This is a genomic window from Cryobacterium frigoriphilum (assembly GCF_004403305.1).
In the GTDB taxonomy this organism is placed as follows: Bacteria; Actinomycetota; Actinomycetes; order Actinomycetales; family Microbacteriaceae; genus Cryobacterium; species Cryobacterium frigoriphilum.
In genome coordinates this window covers 192,306-212,416 of record NZ_SOHE01000041.1, presented here as the reverse complement: position 1 = coordinate 212,416, position 20,111 = coordinate 192,306, and the positions used below count along the sequence as shown (strand labels likewise).

The following is a 20,111-nucleotide window of genomic DNA, read 5'->3' as shown; positions in this document are numbered from 1 at the left end:
TTCGCTCAGCACCGATTCGGTCAGCGCCGATTCGGTCAGCGGATGCCCCGTCGCGGCTCCCGGGGCGGTGGCCTGCGTTTTCCGTTCCTCGCTGCTCGGACTACAGCAGTGCCCGCTCACTGGTGCGCCATCACGTGCCGGGCCACGTCTTCTTCAGTGCCGGTGACGGCGTCCTCGAGCACGTCGATACGCACGAAGTCGATCTCACCGGTGAAGCCGTTGTCCACGGCCAGGTAGTCGTCGGTCACCGGGGTGCCGAGGTCGACGCCGATGTTGAGCGTCTCGTCGAAGGAGAAATAGTACGCCGTGGTGCGGTCGACGCGGCCTTCGCCGATGACCGCCGTACCGTCGAGCAGCGTGATGGTGGCGCCGCGGCCGAGGCCACCGCCGTCATAGTCGAACCGCATCTGCAGCTCGTGGGCGCCGGCTGCGAGCGTCGTCTCCCCGCGCACGGTGAACTTGTAGGTACCGTAGGTGTTGTACGAGTACGTCAACGCGCCCTCGTGGCAGTACAGCGACCAGCCGCCGAACCGGCCGCCCTGGGCAATGAGCACGCCGGACACGGTGTCGGCCTGGGCCTCGGGCACCACGACGCTCGCCGTCAGGGTGTGCGAGCGGTTCTTGGTGTTCATCGTGGTCTCTTCGGTGAACCGGCCCATTCCGGCCGAGTAGGTCATCGAATCCTTGCCCGCGAGCAGGTCGATGCGCCCCGCCAGGAACGGGTTCTCGCGCTCGGTGACCCGGTCGTCGAGCGGGAACACCTGGTACTTCGTGGCCTCGGTCACGAAGACCGCCTTGAGCTCCTCGAGCTTGTCGGGCAGGTCGGCCGCGAGGTCGTGGGCCTGGGTCCAGTCGACGGAGGTGTCATAGAGCTCCCAGACGTCGTCCTCGAAGGCGGGCAGCCCGTCGGGCAGCATCAGCCACGGGGTGCCGTGCCGGGTGACGGCCATCCAGCCCTCGTGGTAGATGCCACGGTTGCCGCACATCTCGAAATACTGGGTGGTGCGCTGGTCCGGCGCCTCGGCATCGGCGAAGGTGTACAGCATCGAGGTGCCCTCGATCGGGCTCTGCACGACGCCGTTGACACTCGTCGGCTGCGGCAGCCCGGTCGCCTCGAGGATGGTCGGCAGAATGTCGATCACGTGGTGGAACTGGTGCCGCACGGTGCCCGCGGCGGCTCCCGTGATCTGGTCTCCCCAGCGCAAAATCATGCCGTCGCGGGTGCCGCCGAAGTGGCTCGCCACCTGCTTGGTCCACTGGTAGGGCGCGTTCATCGCCAGGGCCCAGCCGACCGGGTAGATCGAGTAGGTCGTGGCGTCGCCGAAGGAGTCGAGCTTCTCGGCCATGTCGCTCGTGCTGTCGGGGATGCCGTGGCCGACGAGGTGTTCGTGCAGGGTGCCTTCGATTCCGCCCTCACCCGAGGCACCGTTGTCGCCGAGCAGGTACACGATCAGGGTGTTGTCGAGCTGCCCGAGGCGTTCGAGCTCGTCGATGAGGCGGCTGACCTGGGCATCAGTGTGCTCGGCGAAGCCGGCGTAGGTCTCCATGAACCGGGCGGCGACGGCCTTGGCCTCGTCATCGAGCTCGTCCCAGGCGGGAACGCCCTCGGCCCAGGGGCCGAGCTCGGCGTCGTCGGGTACCAGACCGAGGCGCTTCTGACGTGCGAGGGTCTGCTCGCGCTGCACGTCCCATCCGCCGTCGAACTGGCCGCGGTACTTGTCGATCCACTCCGGGGCCACGTGGTGCGGGGCGTGGGTCGCGCCGAAGGCGAGGTAGGTATAGAAGGGCTTGTCGGGGGTGAGGGCGTTCTGGGTGCGGATCCAGGTGATGGCGTGATCGGTGAGGTCTTCGGAGAGGTGGTAGCCGTCTTCGGGGCGCTGCTCGGGCACGACCGGGGTGGTGCCGTGGAACAGCTGCGGGTACCAGTGGTTCATCTCGGCGCCCATGAAGCCGTAGAACTCATCGAAGCCTTCGCCCGTGGGCCAGCGGTCGAAGGGTCCCGACAGGCTGACCTCGCGCGCGGGGGTCTGGTGCCACTTGCCGAAGGCCGCCGTGCTGTAGCCGTTGCCGCCGAGAATCTGCGCGGTCGTCGCGGCGCTCGAGGGGCGGTAACCGTTGTAGCCGGGCGACGATGTCGCCATTTCGGTGGTGCCGCCCATGCCGACGGAGTGGTGGTTGCGGCCGGTCAACAGGGCCTGCCGGGTCGGCGAGCACAGCGCGGTGACGTGAAAGCGGCTGTAGCGCAGACCCTCGTCGGCGAGGCGCTGCGCGGTTGGCATCAGGCACGGCCCGCCGAACGGCGAGGAAGCGCCGAAACCCATGTCATCGATCACGACGACCACCACGTTCGGGGCGCCGGTGGGGGGCAGCAGCGCCTCGACCGGCACGCCGTTCTCGCGGATCGGGTCGGGGATGGGCAGCACGGTGCGGGACTCGGGGGGTCGCTTCATGGGTGGCTCACAATCTGTCGCGGAGGGCGGCGGCACGGGTCTCGGCGGCGTTGGTCAGCGCGAAAGGCCCGGCAGAACTGGTCGTCGGCGCGCCGAGGGGGCGGGCCGTTCGTGTGGGGGGCCGCGGCCGATTCCGGTTGAACTCCGGATGCCCAGCTCGGACAGGTGTATGTCCGGCGGCAAGAAGCCCCACTTTCTGCAGAATACCTCAGAGATCGCGTCTGGCAGAATTGACGGATGAGCGCAACCCTCGTGGCCCGTGGCCTCGCCGGCGGCTACGGCCACCGCACCCTCTTCGACAATCTCGACCTCAGCGTCGCGCCCGGCGACGTCATCGGCGTCGTCGGGGTGAACGGATCGGGCAAGTCGACGCTGCTGAACCTGCTCGCCGGCGTGACCGAACCACAGGCGGGCACGGTGACGATTTCACCGACGGATGCCTTCATCGGCGCCCTGCCCCAAGAGCACGACCGCCTGCCCGGCGAAACGATTGCCGGCTACATCGGGCGCCGAACCGGCTGCGCCGCGGCCACGGCCGACATGGACGCCGCCGCCGAGGCCCTGGGCGACCCGAACCCGCCGCCCCGCGCCGACGGGCGGGACCCGGCCGACGTGTACTCGAGTGCCCTCGACCGCTGGCTGGCCAGCGGCGCCGCCGACCTCGACGAGCGGTTGCCGCAGGTGCTCGCCGAACTCGGCCTCGCGCTCGCCGACGCGACACCGACCGCACCGGGCGGCCCGGGCAGCCCGGCGCATGCGGCGGGTTCGGCCGTCTCGGCCGAGACGCTGATGACCGCGCTCAGCGGCGGGCAGGCCGCTCGGGTCGGGCTCGCCGCACTGCTGCTGTCCCGCTTCGACGTGGTGCTGCTCGACGAGCCCACCAACGACCTCGACCTCGACGGCCTCGAGCGGCTCGAAACCTTCGTGCGTGGCTTGCGCGGCGGCGTCGTGCTCGTCAGCCATGACCGTGAGTTTCTCGCCCGCTGCGTGACCCGGGTTCTCGAACTCGACCTCGGTCAGGGTTCCAACCGGCTCTTCGGCGGCGGCTACGACTCCTATTTGGAGGAACGTGCCACCGCTCGCCGCCACAAGCGCGAGGAGTTCGATGAGTTCGCCGCGAAGAAGGCTGACCTCGTCGGTCGGGCCCGCACGCAGCGCGAATGGTCCAGTCAGGGTGTGCGCAACGCGATCAAGAAGGCGCCGGACAACGACAAAATCCGGCGTAAAGCATCCGTTGAATCGAGCGAGAAGCAGGCCCAGAAGGTTCGTCAGATGGAGAGCCGCATCGCACGCCTCGACGAGGTCGACGAACCGCGCAAGGAGTGGCAGCTGGAGTTCACGATCGGCGCCGCGCCCCGGTCGAGCACCGTGGTCAGTACCCTGAACGGCGCCGTCTTTCGGCAGGGAGACTTCGTTCTCGGGCCGGTCTCGCTGCAGATCAACGTCGGCGACCGAATCGGCATCACCGGACGCAACGGTGCCGGCAAGACCACGCTGCTGCGCGCTCTGCTCGGGCGTCAGAGCGCGGATGCGGGCTCGGCCCACCTCGGCAGCAACGTGACGATCGGCGAGATCGATCAGGCCCGCAGCCTGATCGACGGCGACGAACCGCTGGCGGCGAGCCTCGAAGCGCTGCTGCCGGACCTGTCGCCGGCCGAGGTACGCACGCTGCTCGCGAAATTCGGGCTCAAGGCCGACCACGTCAACCGGCCGGCCGGCGAGCTCTCGCCGGGGGAGCGCACCCGGGCCGGGCTCGCGCTGCTGCAGGCGCAGGGGGTGAACCTGCTCGTGCTCGATGAACCGACCAACCACCTCGATCTCGCGGCGATCGAACAGCTGGAGCAGGCCCTCGAACACTACGAGGGCACCCTGCTGCTCGTGACCCACGACCGCCGAATGCTCGATGCCGTGCGCATCGACCGGCACTGGCGGGTCGCGGGCGGCCAGGTCACGGAGGCCTGACCGCCGGCGCGGCACCTTTCCTGCCGTTAGCGGCTCGCTCAGCCGGTCGTGAAGACCACATCCACCCAGTAGTTCGTGGCCCGGAAGGTGCTGCTCGGAAACCCGCCGCCCGCGCCGTAGCGGTAGACGCTCGTGGGCGCGGTTGCCGAAGACACCGGCGCGTGCAGGGGCGCCCGGTCGACGCCGGTGGTCGCGAAGTAGTTCGCGTCGGCCGCGTATCGGCCCACCGGCGCGTAGTACGACGCGATATACGTCGTGCCGGCGGTCACCGCGACGGGCGTCGCGAAGGTCACCTGCTGCCAGCCGGTCGCGGACTCCCCGGTGAAGGTCGCCGTCGCCAGCTGCGTACCGGCGGTCGACCAGAGGCGGCCGAGGTGGGTGCCGGTGTTTCCGGTCCCCTTGTAGAACCGCACTCCGGTCACGAAACCGTTCACATCGGAGCTGAACCGCACCCCAAGTTCGACGGCCGCCGAGTCGCCATTGGTGCTCGTGGTCGGCACGGTCGTGGTCGGCCACAGGCTGCACGGGCAGGCGCCCGGCGGGGGCGGGGCGGATGCCGTGGTGAAGGTCCAGGAGACGGCCTGCATGACGTTGCCCGCGGCATCCGCTGACCCCGACAACGAGACCGTGTAGGCGGTGCCGGCGGCCAGCGCGGTGCTCGGAGTGAAGGTGAGCACTCGCCCGGTACCATCGAGCGCCGTCGTGCCGGCGACCACACCGCCGGCCGAGGCCGCGACCGATAGGGTACCGCCACTGACGGCCTCGCTGAACGTCGCACTGACCGCCGACGTCGTGGTGACCCCGGTCGCGCCGGCCGCCGGGCTGCGCCCGGTGACGGTCGGCCGGGTCGTGTCCGGTCCTGGCGGGGGTGTCGTGCCCGGCACGAAGACCGGTTCGACGTAGTAAGACGAGCCCTGGAAGGTCGCGTTCGGAAACTGCCCGGCCGCGCCGTAGCGGTACACGCCGTTCGCCCCTGACTCTCCGTCGCGCGGCGCATAGAGCGGTCCGCGCGTCAGTCCGGCCGCCGTGAACAGATTGGCGGCGACCGCATACCGGCCCACGGGGGCATGGTACGAGACCACGTAATAGGCCCCGGCGGTGAGGTTCACGGGGGTCGCGAAGCTGGCCTGCTGCCAGCCCGTCGCGGTCTCACCCGAGAACGTCGCGGTGGCCAACAGGCCACCGGCCGCCGACCACAGCCGCCCGGTGTGGCTGCCGGTGTTGCCGGGACCCTTGTAGAACCGCACCGCCGTGACCGCGCCGCTCGTGTCGGCGCGAAAGCGCGTGCCGAGCTCGACCGCAGCGGTGTCGGTGTCGGCCGGGGTGGCCGGCACCGTCGCCGGATCCCACAGCGTGCACGGGCAGGTGACCGGCGGCGGGGGTGGTGGCGGCGTGCCGCCGACCGTGACCGTGACCCCGGAGCCGGCCACCTCGAGGCGGCTGCTGTCGTCGACCGCCCTGGTCTGAATCGTCGCCGAGCCCGAACCGGGAGTGCGCCAGCTGTAGGTCCACGCGGTGGTGCCGGTCGCGCGATGCCAGGTGCGGGCTCCGTCGGTCGAGACCTCAACGGCGCCGACCACCCCGCCGCCGGTGTCGGCCGCCGTGCCGGTGATGGTGATGGTGGTGTTCGCGGCGATGCCGCCCGCCGCGGGCGACGTGATCGCCGACGTCGGTGGCGTGCTGTCGGTCGTAGCGGATGCCGCGCTCAGTCCGGCCCGAATCGTGGCCGGCTGGCTGCCCATGTCCGCGAACAGGTTCACGGTGGCCTGGGCCATCGCGGTGTCGGGGGTGGTGCTGCCGCGATCGTGCGTGCCGTCGAGGCCCCACGACCACTGCACGGTACCGGCGCCGAAAACGAGAGCCCCGCTCGCGGCGCGGTACTGCACGAGCGAATGCGTCGCGGAACCACTGGCATAGCTCGAGCCGTAGTCCTGCAGCACGTCCATGCCGCCGACGGTTGTCGTTGACATCGGCAGCAGGCCGGCGGGACGGAACCCGTTGTCGGGGTCTTCGTCCCACTCATAGCCGAGGGTGTTGGTGCCGAGTTGGGTGGAGGCGCTCGCCGCGAGACCGGCCACCCTGGTTCCCCGCCACAGCCGCAGGCTCTTGAACGCCCCGGTCGTGCGCATCTGGGTCGTGCAACAGTTCACCCGGAACGAGGTCCCGGTCAGAGCATTCTCTGGCCGACCGCCATCCGCTGGCGGGCTGAAGCGTGGGTCGCGCCAGGTGCCGGTCCAGATGCCGGTCGGATCGATGCGCGAGTTGGCCTGGGTTTCCTTGTAGGAGACAAGGGTTCGGAACGCGGTGCCCGAGCCGTCGATCGAGTTCTCCCAGCGGGTCTTCCAGAACACCTCGTTGCCGCTGAAGAAGGCGAGGTTGACGCCCGCATCGCGGGCCGCTTCGACCTGATTGCGCTGGTTGCCCGACCAGTATTCGTCATGGCCGACCGAGAGAAACGTCTTGTGGTTGCGAATCAGCGCGCCGCGCCGGTCGCTGTCGACACCGCTCGAGTAGCTCACGTCGTAACCGTTCGCTTCGAGCCAGCGAATCATCGGGTATTCGGCGTTGAACAGGGAGTCTTCCGGCGCGTTTCCTCGCGTGGTGACGGGCCGGTTGTAGCTCACCTTGTAGGCGCGACCGACGGGGGATCCGGTGTAGAGGCTGTTACCGCCGTACTGGTTGTAGGCCTGCCAGGTCGTGTCGGAGGTCTGAAACAACAGGTCCGACCGGCTGGCGTCGTCGCGTACGACAAAGATCACGTGGCTGGCCCCGGCAGCGCCCGAGGTGCGCACGAGGCGGGCGATGTAGACCCCCGAGACCGCGGTGCTGGGAACGGTCCACGAGGCGGATTCGCTCCAGTTGCCGCAGTCGACGAGTCCGGTGCCGGAGTTGCTCACGCAGTTGGGCTGATCACGCGCGGTCGTCGCGGTGACGGAACCGATGGCCCGCGCCCCTGATCCGCCGTAGAAGCCTATTCGGTAGATATCGATGCGAAAGCTCGCCGCGGTCGTGTCGACCTTGAAGCCGATGCGGCCGCCGAGGTTGACGCTCATGTCCGTGGCGAAGCCCTGAATCGTGGGGTCGCCGGCACCGGAGACGTCCCACTGTGAGGCGGGAGTGCCGGCCTTGGTGTTCTCGCACGCGACGGCGTTCACGATCGGCACGTCGCAGGGACCGGCGGCCCGGGCGGCCGGCACCCCCAGCGGCGCGAATAGCCCCGTGATCAGGGTGCCGACGAGGGCGACGGCGAGAGCGGATGCCCAGAGCAGTCGCGGCCGGGAGGGTGCGGGGGTACCTCGAGTGTGCATCGGCGCTTCCTCTGTTCGACGGGCTGTGACCGACGGGTGGTGGTGGCCGAATGGAACCGGTCGCACCGGTGTCGCGCCGATCATGGCGTGCACCCCCGTTTGAGTCAACGGGCAGGTCCGATTTGTCTGCGCATCCGCTCGAATGAGCGTCGGTCTCGCGGGGGCTGCCGTGGCGAAATTGTGCGCACAGGCCGATCAGACGAACGGTTTCGTGCGTCAGAATGCACAAATAGTCATTCGATGCCAAAACGTTATGCCCCATTCAGTGGAGGCAATGCGCAGGAAACATCGGGCGACATAGCCTCGAACCATGCCGATTTCGCCCTGGGGCGGTGGCACGTACTTTCCAATGTCGCAAATATCGTGACATTCCATCATCGGACAGGAGAATCCCCGTGTTCAGAGTGAAATCCCGAGGGCGCGGCATGACCGCCGCCGCCATCGTCGTTGCTGGTGTTGTGCTCCTCACCGGATGCGTGCAGAGTGACCGAGATGGTGCCGCCACCGACACGGGTGACGTCGACAGCACCTTCGTCTTCGCCGCGTCGAGCGACCCCAAGAGCCTCGACCCGGCCTTCGCGAGTGACGGCGAGTCGTTCCGTGTCTCCCGCCAGATCTTTGAGGGCCTCGTTGGCGTCGAAGCCGGCACCGCCGACCCCGCCCCGCTGCTCGCCGAGTCCTGGGAACAGTCCGACGACGGGCTCTCGTACACGTTCACTCTCAAAGAAGACGTGACGTTCCACGACGGCACCGACTTCAACGCCGACGCCGTCTGCTTCAACTTCGACCGCTGGTTCAACTTCACCGGCGTCGCCCAGAGCCCGGCCGTCGCCTACTACTACGGCAGCCTGTTCCGCGCCTACGCCGATGCCCCGGAGGGTGCCGTTTACGACAGCTGTGCCGTCGGCGACACCGAGGGCGAAGTCACGGTCAACCTGGCCCTGCCGTTCGCCGGATTCATCGCCGCTCTCTCGCTGCCGGCCTTCGCCATGCAGAGCCCCGCCGCGCTCGAAGAGTTCGCCGCCGACGAGATCGGTGGCTCCGAAGAAGCACCGAGCCTCAGCGAGTACGCGCAGGGTCACCCCGTCGGAACCGGCCCGTTCGTCTTCGACTCGTGGGAGGTCGGCTCGCAGATCGAGCTGAGCGCCTATGCCGACTATTGGGGCGAACAGGGCGATGTGCAGTCGATCATCTTCCGCATCATCGACGACCCACAGGCCCGTCGCCAGTCCCTCGAGGCCGGCAGTATCGACGGCTATGACCTCGTCGCCCCCGCCGACACGGTAGCCCTGGCCGCCGACGGCTTCCAGATCATGCCGCGCGACCCGTTCACGATCCTCTACCTCGGCATCAACCAGGCCGTTCCGGAACTGCAGGACGTGCGCGTGCGCCAAGCCCTGTCGATGGCCATTGACAAGCAGCAGCTCATCGACCAGACGCTGCCCGAGGGCACCCAGCTCGCCACGCAGTTCATCCCGCCGGTGGTCGCCGGTTACAACGAAGACGTGACCACGTTCGAGTACGACCCCGAAGCGGCCAAGGCACTGCTCGCCGAGGCCGGCTACCCCGAAGGCTTCACGCTCGACTTCAACTACCCGACCGGGGTCTCCCGGCCGTACATGCCGACACCGGAAGAGGTTTTCACCAACCTCAGCGCCCAGCTCAGTGAAATCGGAATCACGATCAACCCGCAGCCCAACGCCTGGAGCCCTGACTACCTGGACCGCGTTCAGGCCTCGACGGACCACGGCATCCACCTGCTCGGCTGGACCGGCGACTACAACGACACCGACAACTTCGTCGGCGTCTTCTTCGGCGACGAGAAGCCCGAGTACGGCTTCAACAACCCCGAGCTGTTCGCAGCGCTCGACGAGGCCCGCGGCATCAGCAACCTCGAAGAACAGATCCCGCTCTACGAAGACATCAATCAGACGATCGCGGAGTTCATCCCGGCGATCCCGCTCGCGCACCCGGCCCCGTCGCTGGCGTTCTCGAAGCGGGTCACGAGCTACCCCGTGAGCCCCGTCAACGATGAGACGTTCAACCGCATCGAACTGAGCGAATAGACGCACGCCGCGCCACAAGATAGTTAGTCCACCGCCCGGGGGAAGAGTGCAACCGCATTCTTCCCCCGGGTCATCGAAAGGCTCGTGTGCTCCGCGTCATAGCTAAACGAATCGCCCTCGTGATTCCCACCCTGCTCGGGTTGTCCCTGCTGTTGTTTCTCTGGGTGCGCTCTCTTCCGGGCGGTCCGGCGACCGCCCTGCTCGGCGAGCGGGCGACCCCGGACGCCATCGCCGAGATCAACGAAACATATGGGTTCAATAAACCCATCGTCGAGCAATACTTCACCTACATGCAGCGCCTCCTCACGGGGGACTTCGGCGTCTCGATCGAGACCGGCCGCCCGGTGCTGCAGGAATTCGCCCTGCGTTTTCCCGCGACGATCGAACTGACGATCGTTGCCCTCATCTTCGCCATCGGCATCGGACTTCCGCTCGGTTACGTCGCGGCCAAGTACTACGGCAAAGCCGCCGACCACGTTTCGGTCGTGGTGAGCCTGATCGGCATCACCATCCCGGTGTTCTTCCTCGCCTTCATCCTGAAGTGGGTGTTCGCGGTTCAGCTCGGTTGGTTCCCGCCCGACGGCCGTCAGGATTCGCGCATCGACGCGACCCACTTCACCGGCTTCTGGGTGCTCGACGGCCTGCTGACCGGTGAGTACGACGCCGCCTGGGATGCCTTCACCCACCTGATTCTGCCCGGCATTGCGCTGGGCACGATCCCGCTGGCCATCATTGTGCGCATCACCCGGGCATCCGTTCTCGAAGTAGCCAGCGCCGACTACGTCAGAACCGCCCGCGCCAAGGGAATCCTCGAGCGCACCATTCGCGACCGGTTCGTGCTTCGCAACGCGATGCTGCCCGTCGTGACGACGATCGGGCTGCAGCTCGGCCTGCTGATCTCGGGGGCGGTGCTCACCGAGACGGTCTTCGCGTTCAGTGGTATCGGACGCTTTCTCGCCGACGCCATCTTTGCGCGCGACTTTCCCGTGCTGCAGGGCTTCATTCTCTTCATCGCTGTGCTGTACGCGATCATCAACCTGATCGTGGACCTCAGCTACAGCCTCATCGACCCCAGGGTGCGTGTGCAATGAGTGTTTCTCTTCCGCCGGCCGGCCCCACCGGTCTGCCTGGTGCGCCCGGAACGCCGACCCCGCCCTCTGGCAGTGCCGCCGACCACGGCTCGAGCCTGTGGGGCGACGCCTTCGCGCGGTTGCGGCGCAACCCGCAGGCAATCGCCGGCACGATCATCGTCTTCCTGTTCGTGCTGGTGGCCCTGCTCGCCCCGTGGCTCGCCCCCTACGGCGGTGAGGCACTGCCCGGACAGCGCGAGATTCGCCCGACGGTCATTCCCGGCATCGGCGAGATCGCTGCGTATCCGTTGGGTCTCGACCGCTTCGGCGGCGACGTGCTCTCGAAACTGATCTGGGGTGCCCGCGCCTCGCTCGTGATCGGCTTGGTCTCGACCGCCCTCGGCCTGGCCGGCGGCATGCTCATCGGCATCATCGCCGGAGCCTTCGGCGGCTGGGTCGACAACGTGCTCATGCGCCTGGTCGACATTCTGCTGTCGGTCCCGAACCTGCTGCTCGCGGTGAGCATCGCCGCGATCCTCGGCCAGGGACCGCTCGCCATCATGATCGCCATCGGTGCCAGCCAGGTACCGATCTTCGCGCGGCTGTTGCGATCGTCGATGCTGCAGCAGCGCACCGCTGACTACGTGCTGGCCGCGCAAACCCTCGGGCTGAGTCGGCGTACGGTGACGATGAGCCATGTGCTGCCCAACAGTCTCGGCCCGGTCGTGGTGCAGGGCACGCTGAGCCTCGCGACCGCCGTCATCGATGCGGCGGCGCTGTCGTTCCTCGGTCTCGGCGGCGGCCGCCCGGAAACCGCGGAATGGGGTCGCATGCTGACCTACGCCCAGAACGAGCTGGCGATCGCCCCGCAACTCGCGTTCCTGCCCGGTATCTGCATCGCAATCACCGCACTCGGCTTCACCCTCTTCGGCGAGGCCCTGCGGGAGGCTCTCGACCCGCGCGGCCGCCGCTAGCGTCTCTGCCCCGTACCATTCGACGGAGTTTCGCCCGTTTCAGAGATGTTTCGGGCTGCCGACGTGCTTTTCAGGGTCTGACTCCGTCGAATGGTACGCGGGGCGGAGCGGCGACGGATGCGCGGGGTCGGCCCCCGAGGCATCCGCTGCCCGGCGGTGGGCCCGGAACTGGTGTGGGCCGTACCATTCGACGGAGATCGGGCTTGAGAACGTGTGTTTCGGGCTGCGAAGCCGGCTGATCGGGCTGAACTCCGTCGAATGGTACGCGTGGCGAGCGGCGACGGATGCGCGGGGCCCGCCCCCGGGGCATCCGCTGCCCGGCGGTGGGTCCGGAACTGGTGTGGGCCGTACCATTCGACGGAGATCGGTCTCGAAAACATCTGTTGCGGGCTGCCGATGTGCTTTTCGGGGTCGAACTCCGTCGAATGGTACGCGGGGCGAGCTAGGCGATCTGCAGTTCGTTGCCGGGGATCGAAGCCAACAGCTGCCGAGTGTACGGGTGCTCTGGGTTGCTGAAGAGTTGCTCCGAGGGCGCCGACTCGACGATCGCACCGTTTTGCATGACGCAGACCCGGTCGCTGATCAGCCGAACGACCGCGAGGTCGTGGGAGATGAACAGGTAGCTGAGGCCGAGGCGGTCCTGCAGCTCGGTCAGCAGGTCGAGGATCTGTGCCTGCACGAGCACGTCGAGGGCCGACACCGGCTCGTCGCAGATGATCAGGTCGGGGTTCAGGGCGAGCGCCCGAGCGATCGCGACCCGCTGGCGCTGGCCGCCGGAGAGCTCGCTGGGGTAGCGGCGCAGCATCGTTGTGGGTAGCGCGACCTGGTCGAGCAGGCTGCGCACGCGGGTGCGCCGTTCGGTCTGCGAGCCGCGCTTATAGGCGACGAGCGGTTCCTCGATGATGCGCCCGATCGTGAACGACGGGTTGAGCGAGGAATACGGGTCCTGAAAGATCGGCTGCACCCGCTCGCGAAAGTCGCGCAGCTGCTTCTTATCGAGCTTGGCCACGTCGCGGCCGTTGAAGTTGATCGAGCCGGAGGTGGGGTCGAAGACGCGCAGCAGCATGCGCGCGGTCGTGGTCTTGCCCGACCCCGATTCGCCGACGATCGCGACGGTCTGACCGCGCGGAATGTCAAATGACACATCGTCGACGGCCACGAACGGGCTCTTCTGGCCACGAACCGGGTAGTGCTTGGTGAGTCCGCGCACCTCGACGATATTGTCGACGGGCACCGCAGCGGGCTGAGCGCCATCGGGCCGATCGGCGAGGCGAATCACGGGTCGAGCCGCAACCGACCCGGCGCGAATCGCCGCGACGCTCGGGGCGGCGTTCACGAGAGCCTTCGTGTAGTCGTGCTGCGGGGCCCGGAGCAGGGCGGCGGCCGGGCCGGTCTCCACGACGAGGCCACGGTGCATGACCACGAGCCGGGAGGCGCGCTCGGCGGCCAGACCCAGGTCGTGGGTGATGAGCAGCACGCCGGAATGAAGTTCGGCGGTCATCCGGTCGATCTGGTCGAGGATGGTGCGCTGCACCGTCACGTCGAGCGCGCTCGTGGGTTCGTCGGCGATGAGCAGCTTCGGCGAGCAGGCGAGCGCGATGGCGATGAGGGCTCGCTGGCGCATTCCGCCCGAGAACTCATGGGGGTACTGGCGAGCCCGTTCGGCGGCGTTCGGCAGTCCGGCCGCGCTCAGCGCCTCGACGACCTTCTCGGTGACGTTTTTGCGGGTGGCCTTGCCGTGTGCGAGCAGCGTCTCGGCGACCTGAGTGCCGATGCGCGACACCGGGTTGAGGTTCGACATCGGATCCTGCGGCACGAGGCCGATCGACGCGCCACGGATGCCGCGCATCTCCGATTCGGGCAGCCCGACCAGTTCGCGACCGTTGAATTCGATGCTGCCGCCGGTGATGCGCCCGTTGGCGGGCAGCAGGCCGATGATCGCCATCGCCGTGGTGGACTTGCCGGAACCCGACTCGCCGACGATGGCGAGGGTCTCGCCCTGGGGGATGTTGAAGGACACGCCCCGCACGGCATCCACATCGCCGCCGCTCGTTCTGAAACTGACCGCGAGGTCACGCACGCGCAGCAGGGGCACCGTTGATGAGTCCATCTGTCCATCCTGCCTCACGAGCGTTCCCCGCAGGTGTGTTCCGCCCAGCCGTTACCTGTCTGAAACCTCCGGCGCGGGCGGGCACAGGTCAGCGCGACTGGCGTTTCTTGCCGGGGCGCGGTTGCCCCTTCACCGCGGGCGCCCGGCCCTGACCCTTCGACGCTTTGGCCTTTCCGCCGGTGTTCGGACTCGTGCGTTTGGCGTTGGCGACGGATGCTGCCAGCTCGAGGCGGGCATCCGCCAGCAGGGCAGTGCCCGCCTCGGTGAGAGTGGTGGCGGGGGCGTCGCGGTCGAAGAGAGCGAAGCCGACCTGCTTTTCAAGGGTACGAATACCGGCGCTCAGCTTCTGGCGGGTCACGCCGAGCAGGTTCGCGGCGCGCACGAAGTCCGGTTCCTCGGCCGCGGCGATGAACTGCCGAAGCAGGGTGATGTCCAAGAGAGAAGCCTTTCGTGGCGGGCGCGATTCGTGTGCCTTCTAGGCTACGCGACCCCGCCGGTCGGCAGGGCAGGGCGGCCGCCCTTCCGCGAGAGCGGGTGAATCGTCGGTCAGGCCTGCTCAGAGCGACGATTCACCCGCTCTCGCGGATATGACGCCGCCCGCGGGGCGAGGGCGGCGGGCCAGGGCGGCGGGCTAGGGCGGCGGGCTAGGCGGCGTGCAGGGACAGGGGTCTTGGCGTGCGGGCCGAGGCGTGAAACGCTGGGACCATGACGACCCTGCCGATGTTCCCGCTCGGATCCGTGCTGTTCCCCTATATGCCCATGAAATTGCGGGTGTTCGAGGAGCGTTACCTCGTCATGCTCGCCAAGGTACTTGATGCCCCGTTGCCGGATTTTGGCGTGGTGCTGATCGAACGCGGCCAGGAGGTCGGCGGCGGCGAGCACCGGTTCGACGTCGGTACCGTCGCGCGGGTGATTCAGGTGTCCGCGCCCGAGGGCTACCTCGGTGTCTTCGCCCAGGGCGAGCGGCGCATCGAGGTGGTCGAGTGGATGGCCGAGGAGCCGCATCCGCAGGCCGTCGTGCGAGAACTCGCCGAGCTCGACTGGCACGACTCCCTGCTGCCGCTGCGGGCCCAGGTCGAAGCGACAGTGCGGCGCGGACTCGCCCTCGCGAGCGAGTTCACCGACCAGCAGTGGTCGCCCGAGGTGGAACTGTCGACCGACCCGGTGGCGGCGGCCTGGCAGCTCGCCGCGGTCGCGCCGCTCGGCCCGCTCGACCAGATCGCGCTGCTGCGCTCCGAGACCATGGAGGGGCTGCTGACCTCGGTGCTCGACCTCGCGACAGCGGCGACCGAAACACTCGGTGAGGCCTGGCCACAAGACTAGAAGGTCCGGAAGTCGGCCCAGGAGGTGTGCACCGGGCACAGCCGCAGGACCTGCGATGTCGTGCACCCCGAGCGCAGATTGCACGCGTTAGGCTGGTCGCACCAATGGGGTTCACCTGAGCCTCGCTGACCCACGGCTCCGGCCGGCGACACCGGAGAACTCATGACCGTCACGGACACCAACGCCCAGCGTTTCTCGCCCCTGCACCAGGCTCACATTGATGCCGGTGCCAGCTTCACCGACTTCGCCGGCTGGCAGATGCCGGTGCGCTACTCGAGTGACCTCGCCGAGCACCACGCCGTGCGCACCGCCGCCGGCCTCTTCGACCTCTCGCACATGGCCGAGATCCGGGTCAGCGGACCGGATGCCGGCGCCTACCTCGACTATGCGCTCGCCGGGCAGCTGTCCGCGATCACGCTGCTGCAGGCGAAATACAGCCTGCTGCTGGCCGAGAACGGCGGCATCATCGACGACGTCGTCGTCTACCGCACCGCCGAATCCGAGTTCCTCGTGGTCGCCAATGCCGGCAACCGTTTTGCCGCGGTCGACGCCCTGCAGCAGCGCGCCGCGCGCTTCGACGTTACCGTCACCGACGAGAGTGATGACACCGCCCTGATCGCCGTGCAGGGCCCCGCCGCACTCGCTATCCTGGCGCAGACGGCCGGATTCGGAGCATCTGCTGACCTCAGAACGCTGCGCTATTACCGCGCGGTGACCGGCACTTTCGCCGGTATCGACCTGCCCGAGGTGCCGGTGTTCATCGCCCGCACCGGCTACACCGGTGAAGACGGCTTCGAGCTGTACCTGCCGAATGCGAACGCGGCCGCCCTGTGGGACGCGCTGCTGGCGGCCGGTACCGACGCCGGGCTCGTTCCCGCCGGGCTCGCGAGCCGTGACACGCTGCGCCTCGAGGCGGGGATGCCGCTCTACGGCCACGAACTGACCCGCAACACGTTTCCCGCCCAGGCCGGACTCGGCCGGGTCGTGAACCTCGCCAAGGACACCGACTTCATCGGCCGGGCCGCAAGCGAAGAGGGCCCGAGCGCCGAAGCCCCGGTGCTCGTGGGGCTGATCAGCACCGGCAAGCGCGCCGGGCGTGCCGATTACCGCATCTTTCGCAGCCTCGATGCGACCGAACCCGAGGGCATCATCACGAGCGGTGCGCTCTCGCCCACGCTGGGCTACCCGATCGCGATGGCCTACGTGCCCGCGCCGCTCGCCCGCCTCGGCACCGAGGTCTACGTCGACGTGCGCGGCACCCGCATTCCCGCGACGGTCACGTCGCTTCCCTTCTATAAGCGCCAGAAATAGCGCAGCTCCTGATTTCACAGCTTCATACTGATTCAGCTTCATACTGATTCACCTGAGAGGAATTCCCATGGCAGACAAGTCTGAACTCAAGTACACCAGTGAGCACGAGTGGGTGCTGGTCGACGGTAGCGTCGCGACCGTTGGCATCACCGCCTACGCCGCCGAGAAGCTCGGCGATGTGGTCTTCGTCGAGCTGCCCGAGGTCGGCAGCGCCGTCGCGAGCGGCACCGTCGTCGGCGAGATCGAGAGCACCAAATCGGTCGGTGAGCTCTTCGCCCCGGTGAACGGCACCGTCACGGCCACGAACGCGGCCGTCGTCGACAGCCCCGAACTGGTCAACAGCGACCCCTTCGGCGAGGGCTGGCTGATCAAGGTCGAATTCACCGAGCTGCCCGCCCTGCTCAGCTTCGCCGAGTACACCGCCCTCACCGGCGAATAGCCGCCGTTATGACTATGTCGAGCTCCCCGACCCTGCGCACGACCCCCGCACCCGCCGCCCTGCCCTTCGTCGAACGCCATATCGGCACGGATGCCGCCGCCCAGCAGCACATGCTGGCCACCCTCGGCTACGACTCCCTGAACGCCCTCGTCGATGCCGCGATCCCGGCGAACATCCACGCCGACTCCTTCCGCACCCCCGGCGACAGCACCCTGCCGCCGGCCGCGACCGAGCGGGAGGCGATTGCCGAACTGCGCGTCATGGCGGAGTGGAACACCGTCAAGAGGTCGATGATCGGCCTCGGCTACTACGACACGATCACGCCCGCCGTGATCCAGCGCAACGTGTTCGAGAACCCGAGCTGGTACACCGCGTACACGCCCTACCAGCCGGAGATCTCGCAGGGCCGCCTCGAAGCCCTCATCAACTTTCAGACCATGATCGCCGACCTCACCGGCCTGTCGACCGCGAACGCGTCGATGCTCGACGAGTCCACCGCCGTGGTCGAGGGCATGCTGCTGGCCCGCCGCGCCTCCAAGGTCGCCGCCCGCCGCTTCATCGTCGATGCGGATGCCTTCCCGCAGACCCACGCGCTGCTCGCGAACCGCGCGGCCGCCCTCGGCATCGAACTCGCCGTCGTCGACCTCAACGAGCAGACCACCGCCGCCGACCTCGGCGAGTACTTCGGTGTCTTCGTGCAGTATCCGGCGGCCAGCGGACGGGTGTGGAATCCCGCATCCGTCATCGCCCTCGCGCACGAGCAGAAGGCCCTCGCCGTCGTCGCGGCCGACCTGCTCGCCCTCACCCTCATCACCTCGCCCGGCGAACTCGGCGCGGATGTCGCCGTGGGCACCAGCCAGCGTTTCGGCGTGCCGATGGGTTTCGGCGGACCACACGCCGGCTACATGGCCGTGCGAAAGGGCCTCGAACGCCAGCTGCCGGGCCGCCTCGTCGGAGTGAGCGTCGACGCCGACGGCCACCCGGCCTACCGCCTCGCGCTGCAGGTGCGCGAGCAGCACATCCGCCGCGACAAGGCGACCTCGAACATCTGCACCGCGCAGGTGCTGCTCGCCGTGATGGCCGGCATGTACGCCGTCTACCACGGGCCCGACGGGCTGCGCCAGATCGCCGGCCAGGTGCACGAGAAGGCCGGGCAGCTCGCCGCGGCCCTGACCGCCGCCGGCGCCGAGGTGCTCGGGGCGAGCTTTTTCGACACCCTGCTCGTGTCGGTGCCCGGCCGCGCCGAGGAGATTCTCGCCCGCGCCGCCGACAACGACGTGAACCTGCGCCTGATCGATGCGGACACCCTCGGCCTCTCGGTCGATGAGACCACGACGCTGACCGACCTGTCCTGGGTCGTGCAGGCCTTCGGCGGCTCGGACGCCTTCGGCCACGTCGACTTCGGCACCGCGGTCGAGGGGCTTCCGGTCGAACTGGCCCGCACGAGCGAATTCCTCACCCACCCGGTCTTCAACACGCACCGCTCGGAGACGAGCATGATGCGCTACCTCAAGCGCCTCGCCGACGCCGACTACGCGCTCGACCGTGGCATGATCCCGCTCGGCAGCTGCACCATGAAGCTCAATGCTGCGAGCGAGATGGCGGCCGTCAGCTGGCCCGAGTTTGCCGGCCTGCACCCCTTCGCTCCGCGAGCGGATGTCGAGGGCTACCTCGGCCTCGTGCGCCAGCTCGAAACGTGGCTGACCGACGTCACCGGCTACGACTCCGTGTCCCTGCAGCCGAACGCCGGCAGCCAGGGCGAACTCGCCGGCCTGCTGGCCATTGCCGGGTACCACCGCTCCCGGGGGGATACGGCCCGCACGGTGTGCCTGATTCCCTCGAGCGCGCACGGCACGAACGCGGCATCCGCCGCCCTCGCCGGCATGCGCGTCGTCGTCGTCGCCTGCGACAGCCTCGGCAACGTCGATCTCGACGATCTGCAGGCGAAGATCGCCGAGCACGCCGCCGACCTCGCCGCGCTCATGATCACCTACCCGTCGACGCACGGGGTGTACGAGCATGAGGTCGCCACCATCTGCCGCGCGGTGCACGACGCCGGCGGCCAGGTCTACGTCGACGGCGCCAACCTCAACGCCCTGCTCGGCTTCGCGCGCTACGGCGATTTCGGCGGCGACGTGTCGCACCTCAACCTGCACAAGACGTTCTGCATCCCGCACGGCGGGGGCGGCCCGGGCGTCGGCCCGGTCGCGGCCAAGGCCCACCTCGCGGCGTTCCTGCCGGGGCATCCGCTCGCCCAGAGCGACGAGCACTACCTCTTGACGCCCCCTGACCAGCCCACCGCGACCGTCGTACACGGCGGCGGGCCGGTCTCGGCGGCGCCGTACGGCAGCCCGAGCATCCTGCCCATCTCCTGGGCCTACGTGCGCATGATGGGCGCCGACGGCTTGCGCGCCGCCACCGGAGCAGCCGTACTCGCCGCGAACTACGTCGCCTCGCGCCTGTCAGGCGCCTACCCGCTGCTCTACTCGGGCGAGAACGGACTCGTCGCGCACGAGTGCATCCTCGACCTGCGGCCGCTGACGGCGGCGACCGGGGTCACCGTCGACGACGTCGCGAAACGCCTGATCGACTACGGCTTCCACTCGCCGACGATGAGCTTTCCGGTGGCCGGCACGCTCATGGTCGAACCGACCGAGAGCGAAGACCTCGGCGAGATCGACCGCTTCGTCGAGGCCATGCTCGCGATCAAGGCCGAAGCGGATGCCGTGGGCGCCGGCACCTGGCCGGCCGACGACAACCCGCTGCACAATGCACCGCACACGGCGCAGGCCGTGATTTCGGGGGAGTGGGAGCATCCGTATGACCGGGAGACGGCGGTCTACCCGCTCGCCTCGCTCGTGCGTGGCAAGTATTGGCCGCCGGTGCGTCGCATCGACAACGCCTTCGGGGATCGCAACCTGGCCTGCTCCTGCCCGCCGCCGGAGGCCTTCGAGTAGGGTGCGGACGGTCGAATAGCGGTGGTGATGCGGGGTCTCGCTCACCACCGCCCCTATGTTTCGACGGGCTCAACAACCGGGGTGGCCGCTACGGTAACGGCCGTAGCGGCCACCCGTTTTGGGCGCGGTCATCCGCGCGAG

Annotated in this window: 12 protein-coding genes; 8 read left to right on the top strand and 4 right to left on the bottom strand. The window is 68.4% G+C overall.

Going from position 1 to position 20,111, the window contains the following annotated elements; all coding sequences use genetic code 11:
- Positions 1-116: 116 nt before the first annotated feature.
- The gene (locus E3T55_RS09440; RefSeq protein ID WP_134519286.1) at positions 117-2,450 is read right to left on the bottom strand and encodes an arylsulfatase; all 2,334 of its coding nucleotides are present in this window, start codon (positions 2,448-2,450) and stop codon (positions 117-119) included.
- Positions 2,451-2,687: 237 nt separating this feature from the next.
- Between E3T55_RS09440 and E3T55_RS09435 the strand changes: the two genes are divergently transcribed.
- Positions 2,688-4,412: an ABC-F family ATP-binding cassette domain-containing protein gene (locus tag E3T55_RS09435; protein ID WP_134519285.1), complete on the top strand. Its 1,725-nt coding sequence runs from the start codon at positions 2,688-2,690 to the stop codon at positions 4,410-4,412.
- Positions 4,413-4,450: 38 nt separating this feature from the next.
- On the opposite strand, the gene E3T55_RS09430 is transcribed toward E3T55_RS09435, so the two are convergent.
- Positions 4,451-7,720 carry a DUF4082 domain-containing protein gene (locus E3T55_RS09430; protein WP_134519284.1) on the bottom strand — a complete coding sequence of 1,090 codons (3,270 nt, stop codon included), beginning with the start codon at positions 7,718-7,720 and terminating at the stop codon, positions 4,451-4,453.
- A gap of 425 nt (positions 7,721-8,145) precedes the next feature.
- Between E3T55_RS09430 and E3T55_RS09425 the strand changes: the two genes are divergently transcribed.
- The 3 genes from E3T55_RS09425 to E3T55_RS09415 all read left to right on the top strand — a co-directional run bounded on the left by E3T55_RS09425 (position 8,146) and on the right by E3T55_RS09415 (position 11,830).
- Entirely contained in the window at positions 8,146-9,786 is a 1,641-nt protein-coding gene (locus E3T55_RS09425) for an ABC transporter substrate-binding protein (RefSeq protein ID WP_134519283.1), read from the top strand.
- Positions 9,787-9,872: 86 nt separating this feature from the next.
- Positions 9,873-10,877 carry an ABC transporter permease gene (locus E3T55_RS09420; RefSeq protein WP_134519282.1) on the top strand — a complete coding sequence of 335 codons (1,005 nt, stop codon included), beginning with the start codon at positions 9,873-9,875 and terminating at the stop codon, positions 10,875-10,877.
- Positions 10,874-11,830: an ABC transporter permease gene (locus tag E3T55_RS09415; RefSeq protein ID WP_134519281.1), complete on the top strand. Its 957-nt coding sequence runs from the start codon at positions 10,874-10,876 to the stop codon at positions 11,828-11,830. Before E3T55_RS09420 ends, E3T55_RS09415 begins: the two co-directional genes overlap by 4 nt.
- 442 nt (positions 11,831-12,272) lie before the next feature.
- Here the strand turns inward: E3T55_RS09415 and E3T55_RS09410 are convergent, their stop codons facing one another.
- Both E3T55_RS09410 and E3T55_RS09405 read right to left on the bottom strand, forming a co-directional pair.
- Positions 12,273-13,940 carry an ABC transporter ATP-binding protein gene (locus tag E3T55_RS09410; protein WP_134519280.1) on the bottom strand — a complete coding sequence of 556 codons (1,668 nt, stop codon included), beginning with the start codon at positions 13,938-13,940 and terminating at the stop codon, positions 12,273-12,275.
- 88 nt (positions 13,941-14,028) lie between these two features.
- Positions 14,029-14,376, bottom strand: coding sequence for a LysR family transcriptional regulator (locus E3T55_RS09405; protein ID WP_134519279.1), 348 nt, complete (start codon positions 14,374-14,376; stop codon positions 14,029-14,031).
- A gap of 269 nt (positions 14,377-14,645) precedes the next feature.
- Between E3T55_RS09405 and E3T55_RS09400 the strand changes: the two genes are divergently transcribed.
- From E3T55_RS09400 to gcvP, 4 genes are all read left to right on the top strand, one after another.
- The gene (locus tag E3T55_RS09400) at positions 14,646-15,263 is read left to right on the top strand and encodes an LON peptidase substrate-binding domain-containing protein (protein ID WP_134519278.1); all 618 of its coding nucleotides are present in this window, start codon (positions 14,646-14,648) and stop codon (positions 15,261-15,263) included.
- 162 nt (positions 15,264-15,425) lie between these two features.
- Positions 15,426-16,574, top strand: a complete 1,149-nt coding sequence (gene gcvT, locus E3T55_RS09395) for a glycine cleavage system aminomethyltransferase GcvT (RefSeq protein WP_134519277.1) — start codon at positions 15,426-15,428, stop codon at positions 16,572-16,574.
- A gap of 67 nt (positions 16,575-16,641) precedes the next feature.
- Positions 16,642-17,013 carry a glycine cleavage system protein GcvH gene (gene gcvH, locus E3T55_RS09390; RefSeq protein WP_134519276.1) on the top strand — a complete coding sequence of 124 codons (372 nt, stop codon included), beginning with the start codon at positions 16,642-16,644 and terminating at the stop codon, positions 17,011-17,013.
- A gap of 8 nt (positions 17,014-17,021) precedes the next feature.
- Positions 17,022-19,970, top strand: coding sequence for an aminomethyl-transferring glycine dehydrogenase (gene gcvP, locus E3T55_RS09385; RefSeq protein ID WP_134519275.1), 2,949 nt, complete (start codon positions 17,022-17,024; stop codon positions 19,968-19,970).
- Positions 19,971-20,111 lie beyond the last annotated feature (141 nt).

Bases quoted from the DNA above. Each gene is read 5' to 3' on its own strand.
- E3T55_RS09425 (WP_134519283.1), top strand. From the start codon at position 8,146: ATGACCGCCGCCGCCATCGTCGTTGCTGGTGTTGTGCTCCTCACCGGA.
- gcvT (WP_134519277.1), top strand. From the start codon at position 15,426: ATGACCGTCACGGACACCAACGCCCAGCGTTTCTCGCCCCTGCACCAG.
- E3T55_RS09415 (WP_134519281.1), top strand. From the start codon at position 10,874: ATGAGTGTTTCTCTTCCGCCGGCCGGCCCCACCGGTCTGCCTGGTGCG.
- gcvH (WP_134519276.1), top strand. From the start codon at position 16,642: ATGGCAGACAAGTCTGAACTCAAGTACACCAGTGAGCACGAGTGGGTG.
- E3T55_RS09410 (WP_134519280.1), bottom strand. From the start codon at position 13,940: ATGGACTCATCAACGGTGCCCCTGCTGCGCGTGCGTGACCTCGCGGTC.
- E3T55_RS09440 (WP_134519286.1), bottom strand. From the start codon at position 2,450: ATGAAGCGACCCCCCGAGTCCCGCACCGTGCTGCCCATCCCCGACCCG.
- gcvP (WP_134519275.1), top strand. From the start codon at position 17,022: ATGACTATGTCGAGCTCCCCGACCCTGCGCACGACCCCCGCACCCGCC.
- E3T55_RS09435 (WP_134519285.1), top strand. From the start codon at position 2,688: ATGAGCGCAACCCTCGTGGCCCGTGGCCTCGCCGGCGGCTACGGCCAC.
- E3T55_RS09430 (WP_134519284.1), bottom strand. From the start codon at position 7,720: ATGCACACTCGAGGTACCCCCGCACCCTCCCGGCCGCGACTGCTCTGG.
- E3T55_RS09400 (WP_134519278.1), top strand. From the start codon at position 14,646: ATGACGACCCTGCCGATGTTCCCGCTCGGATCCGTGCTGTTCCCCTAT.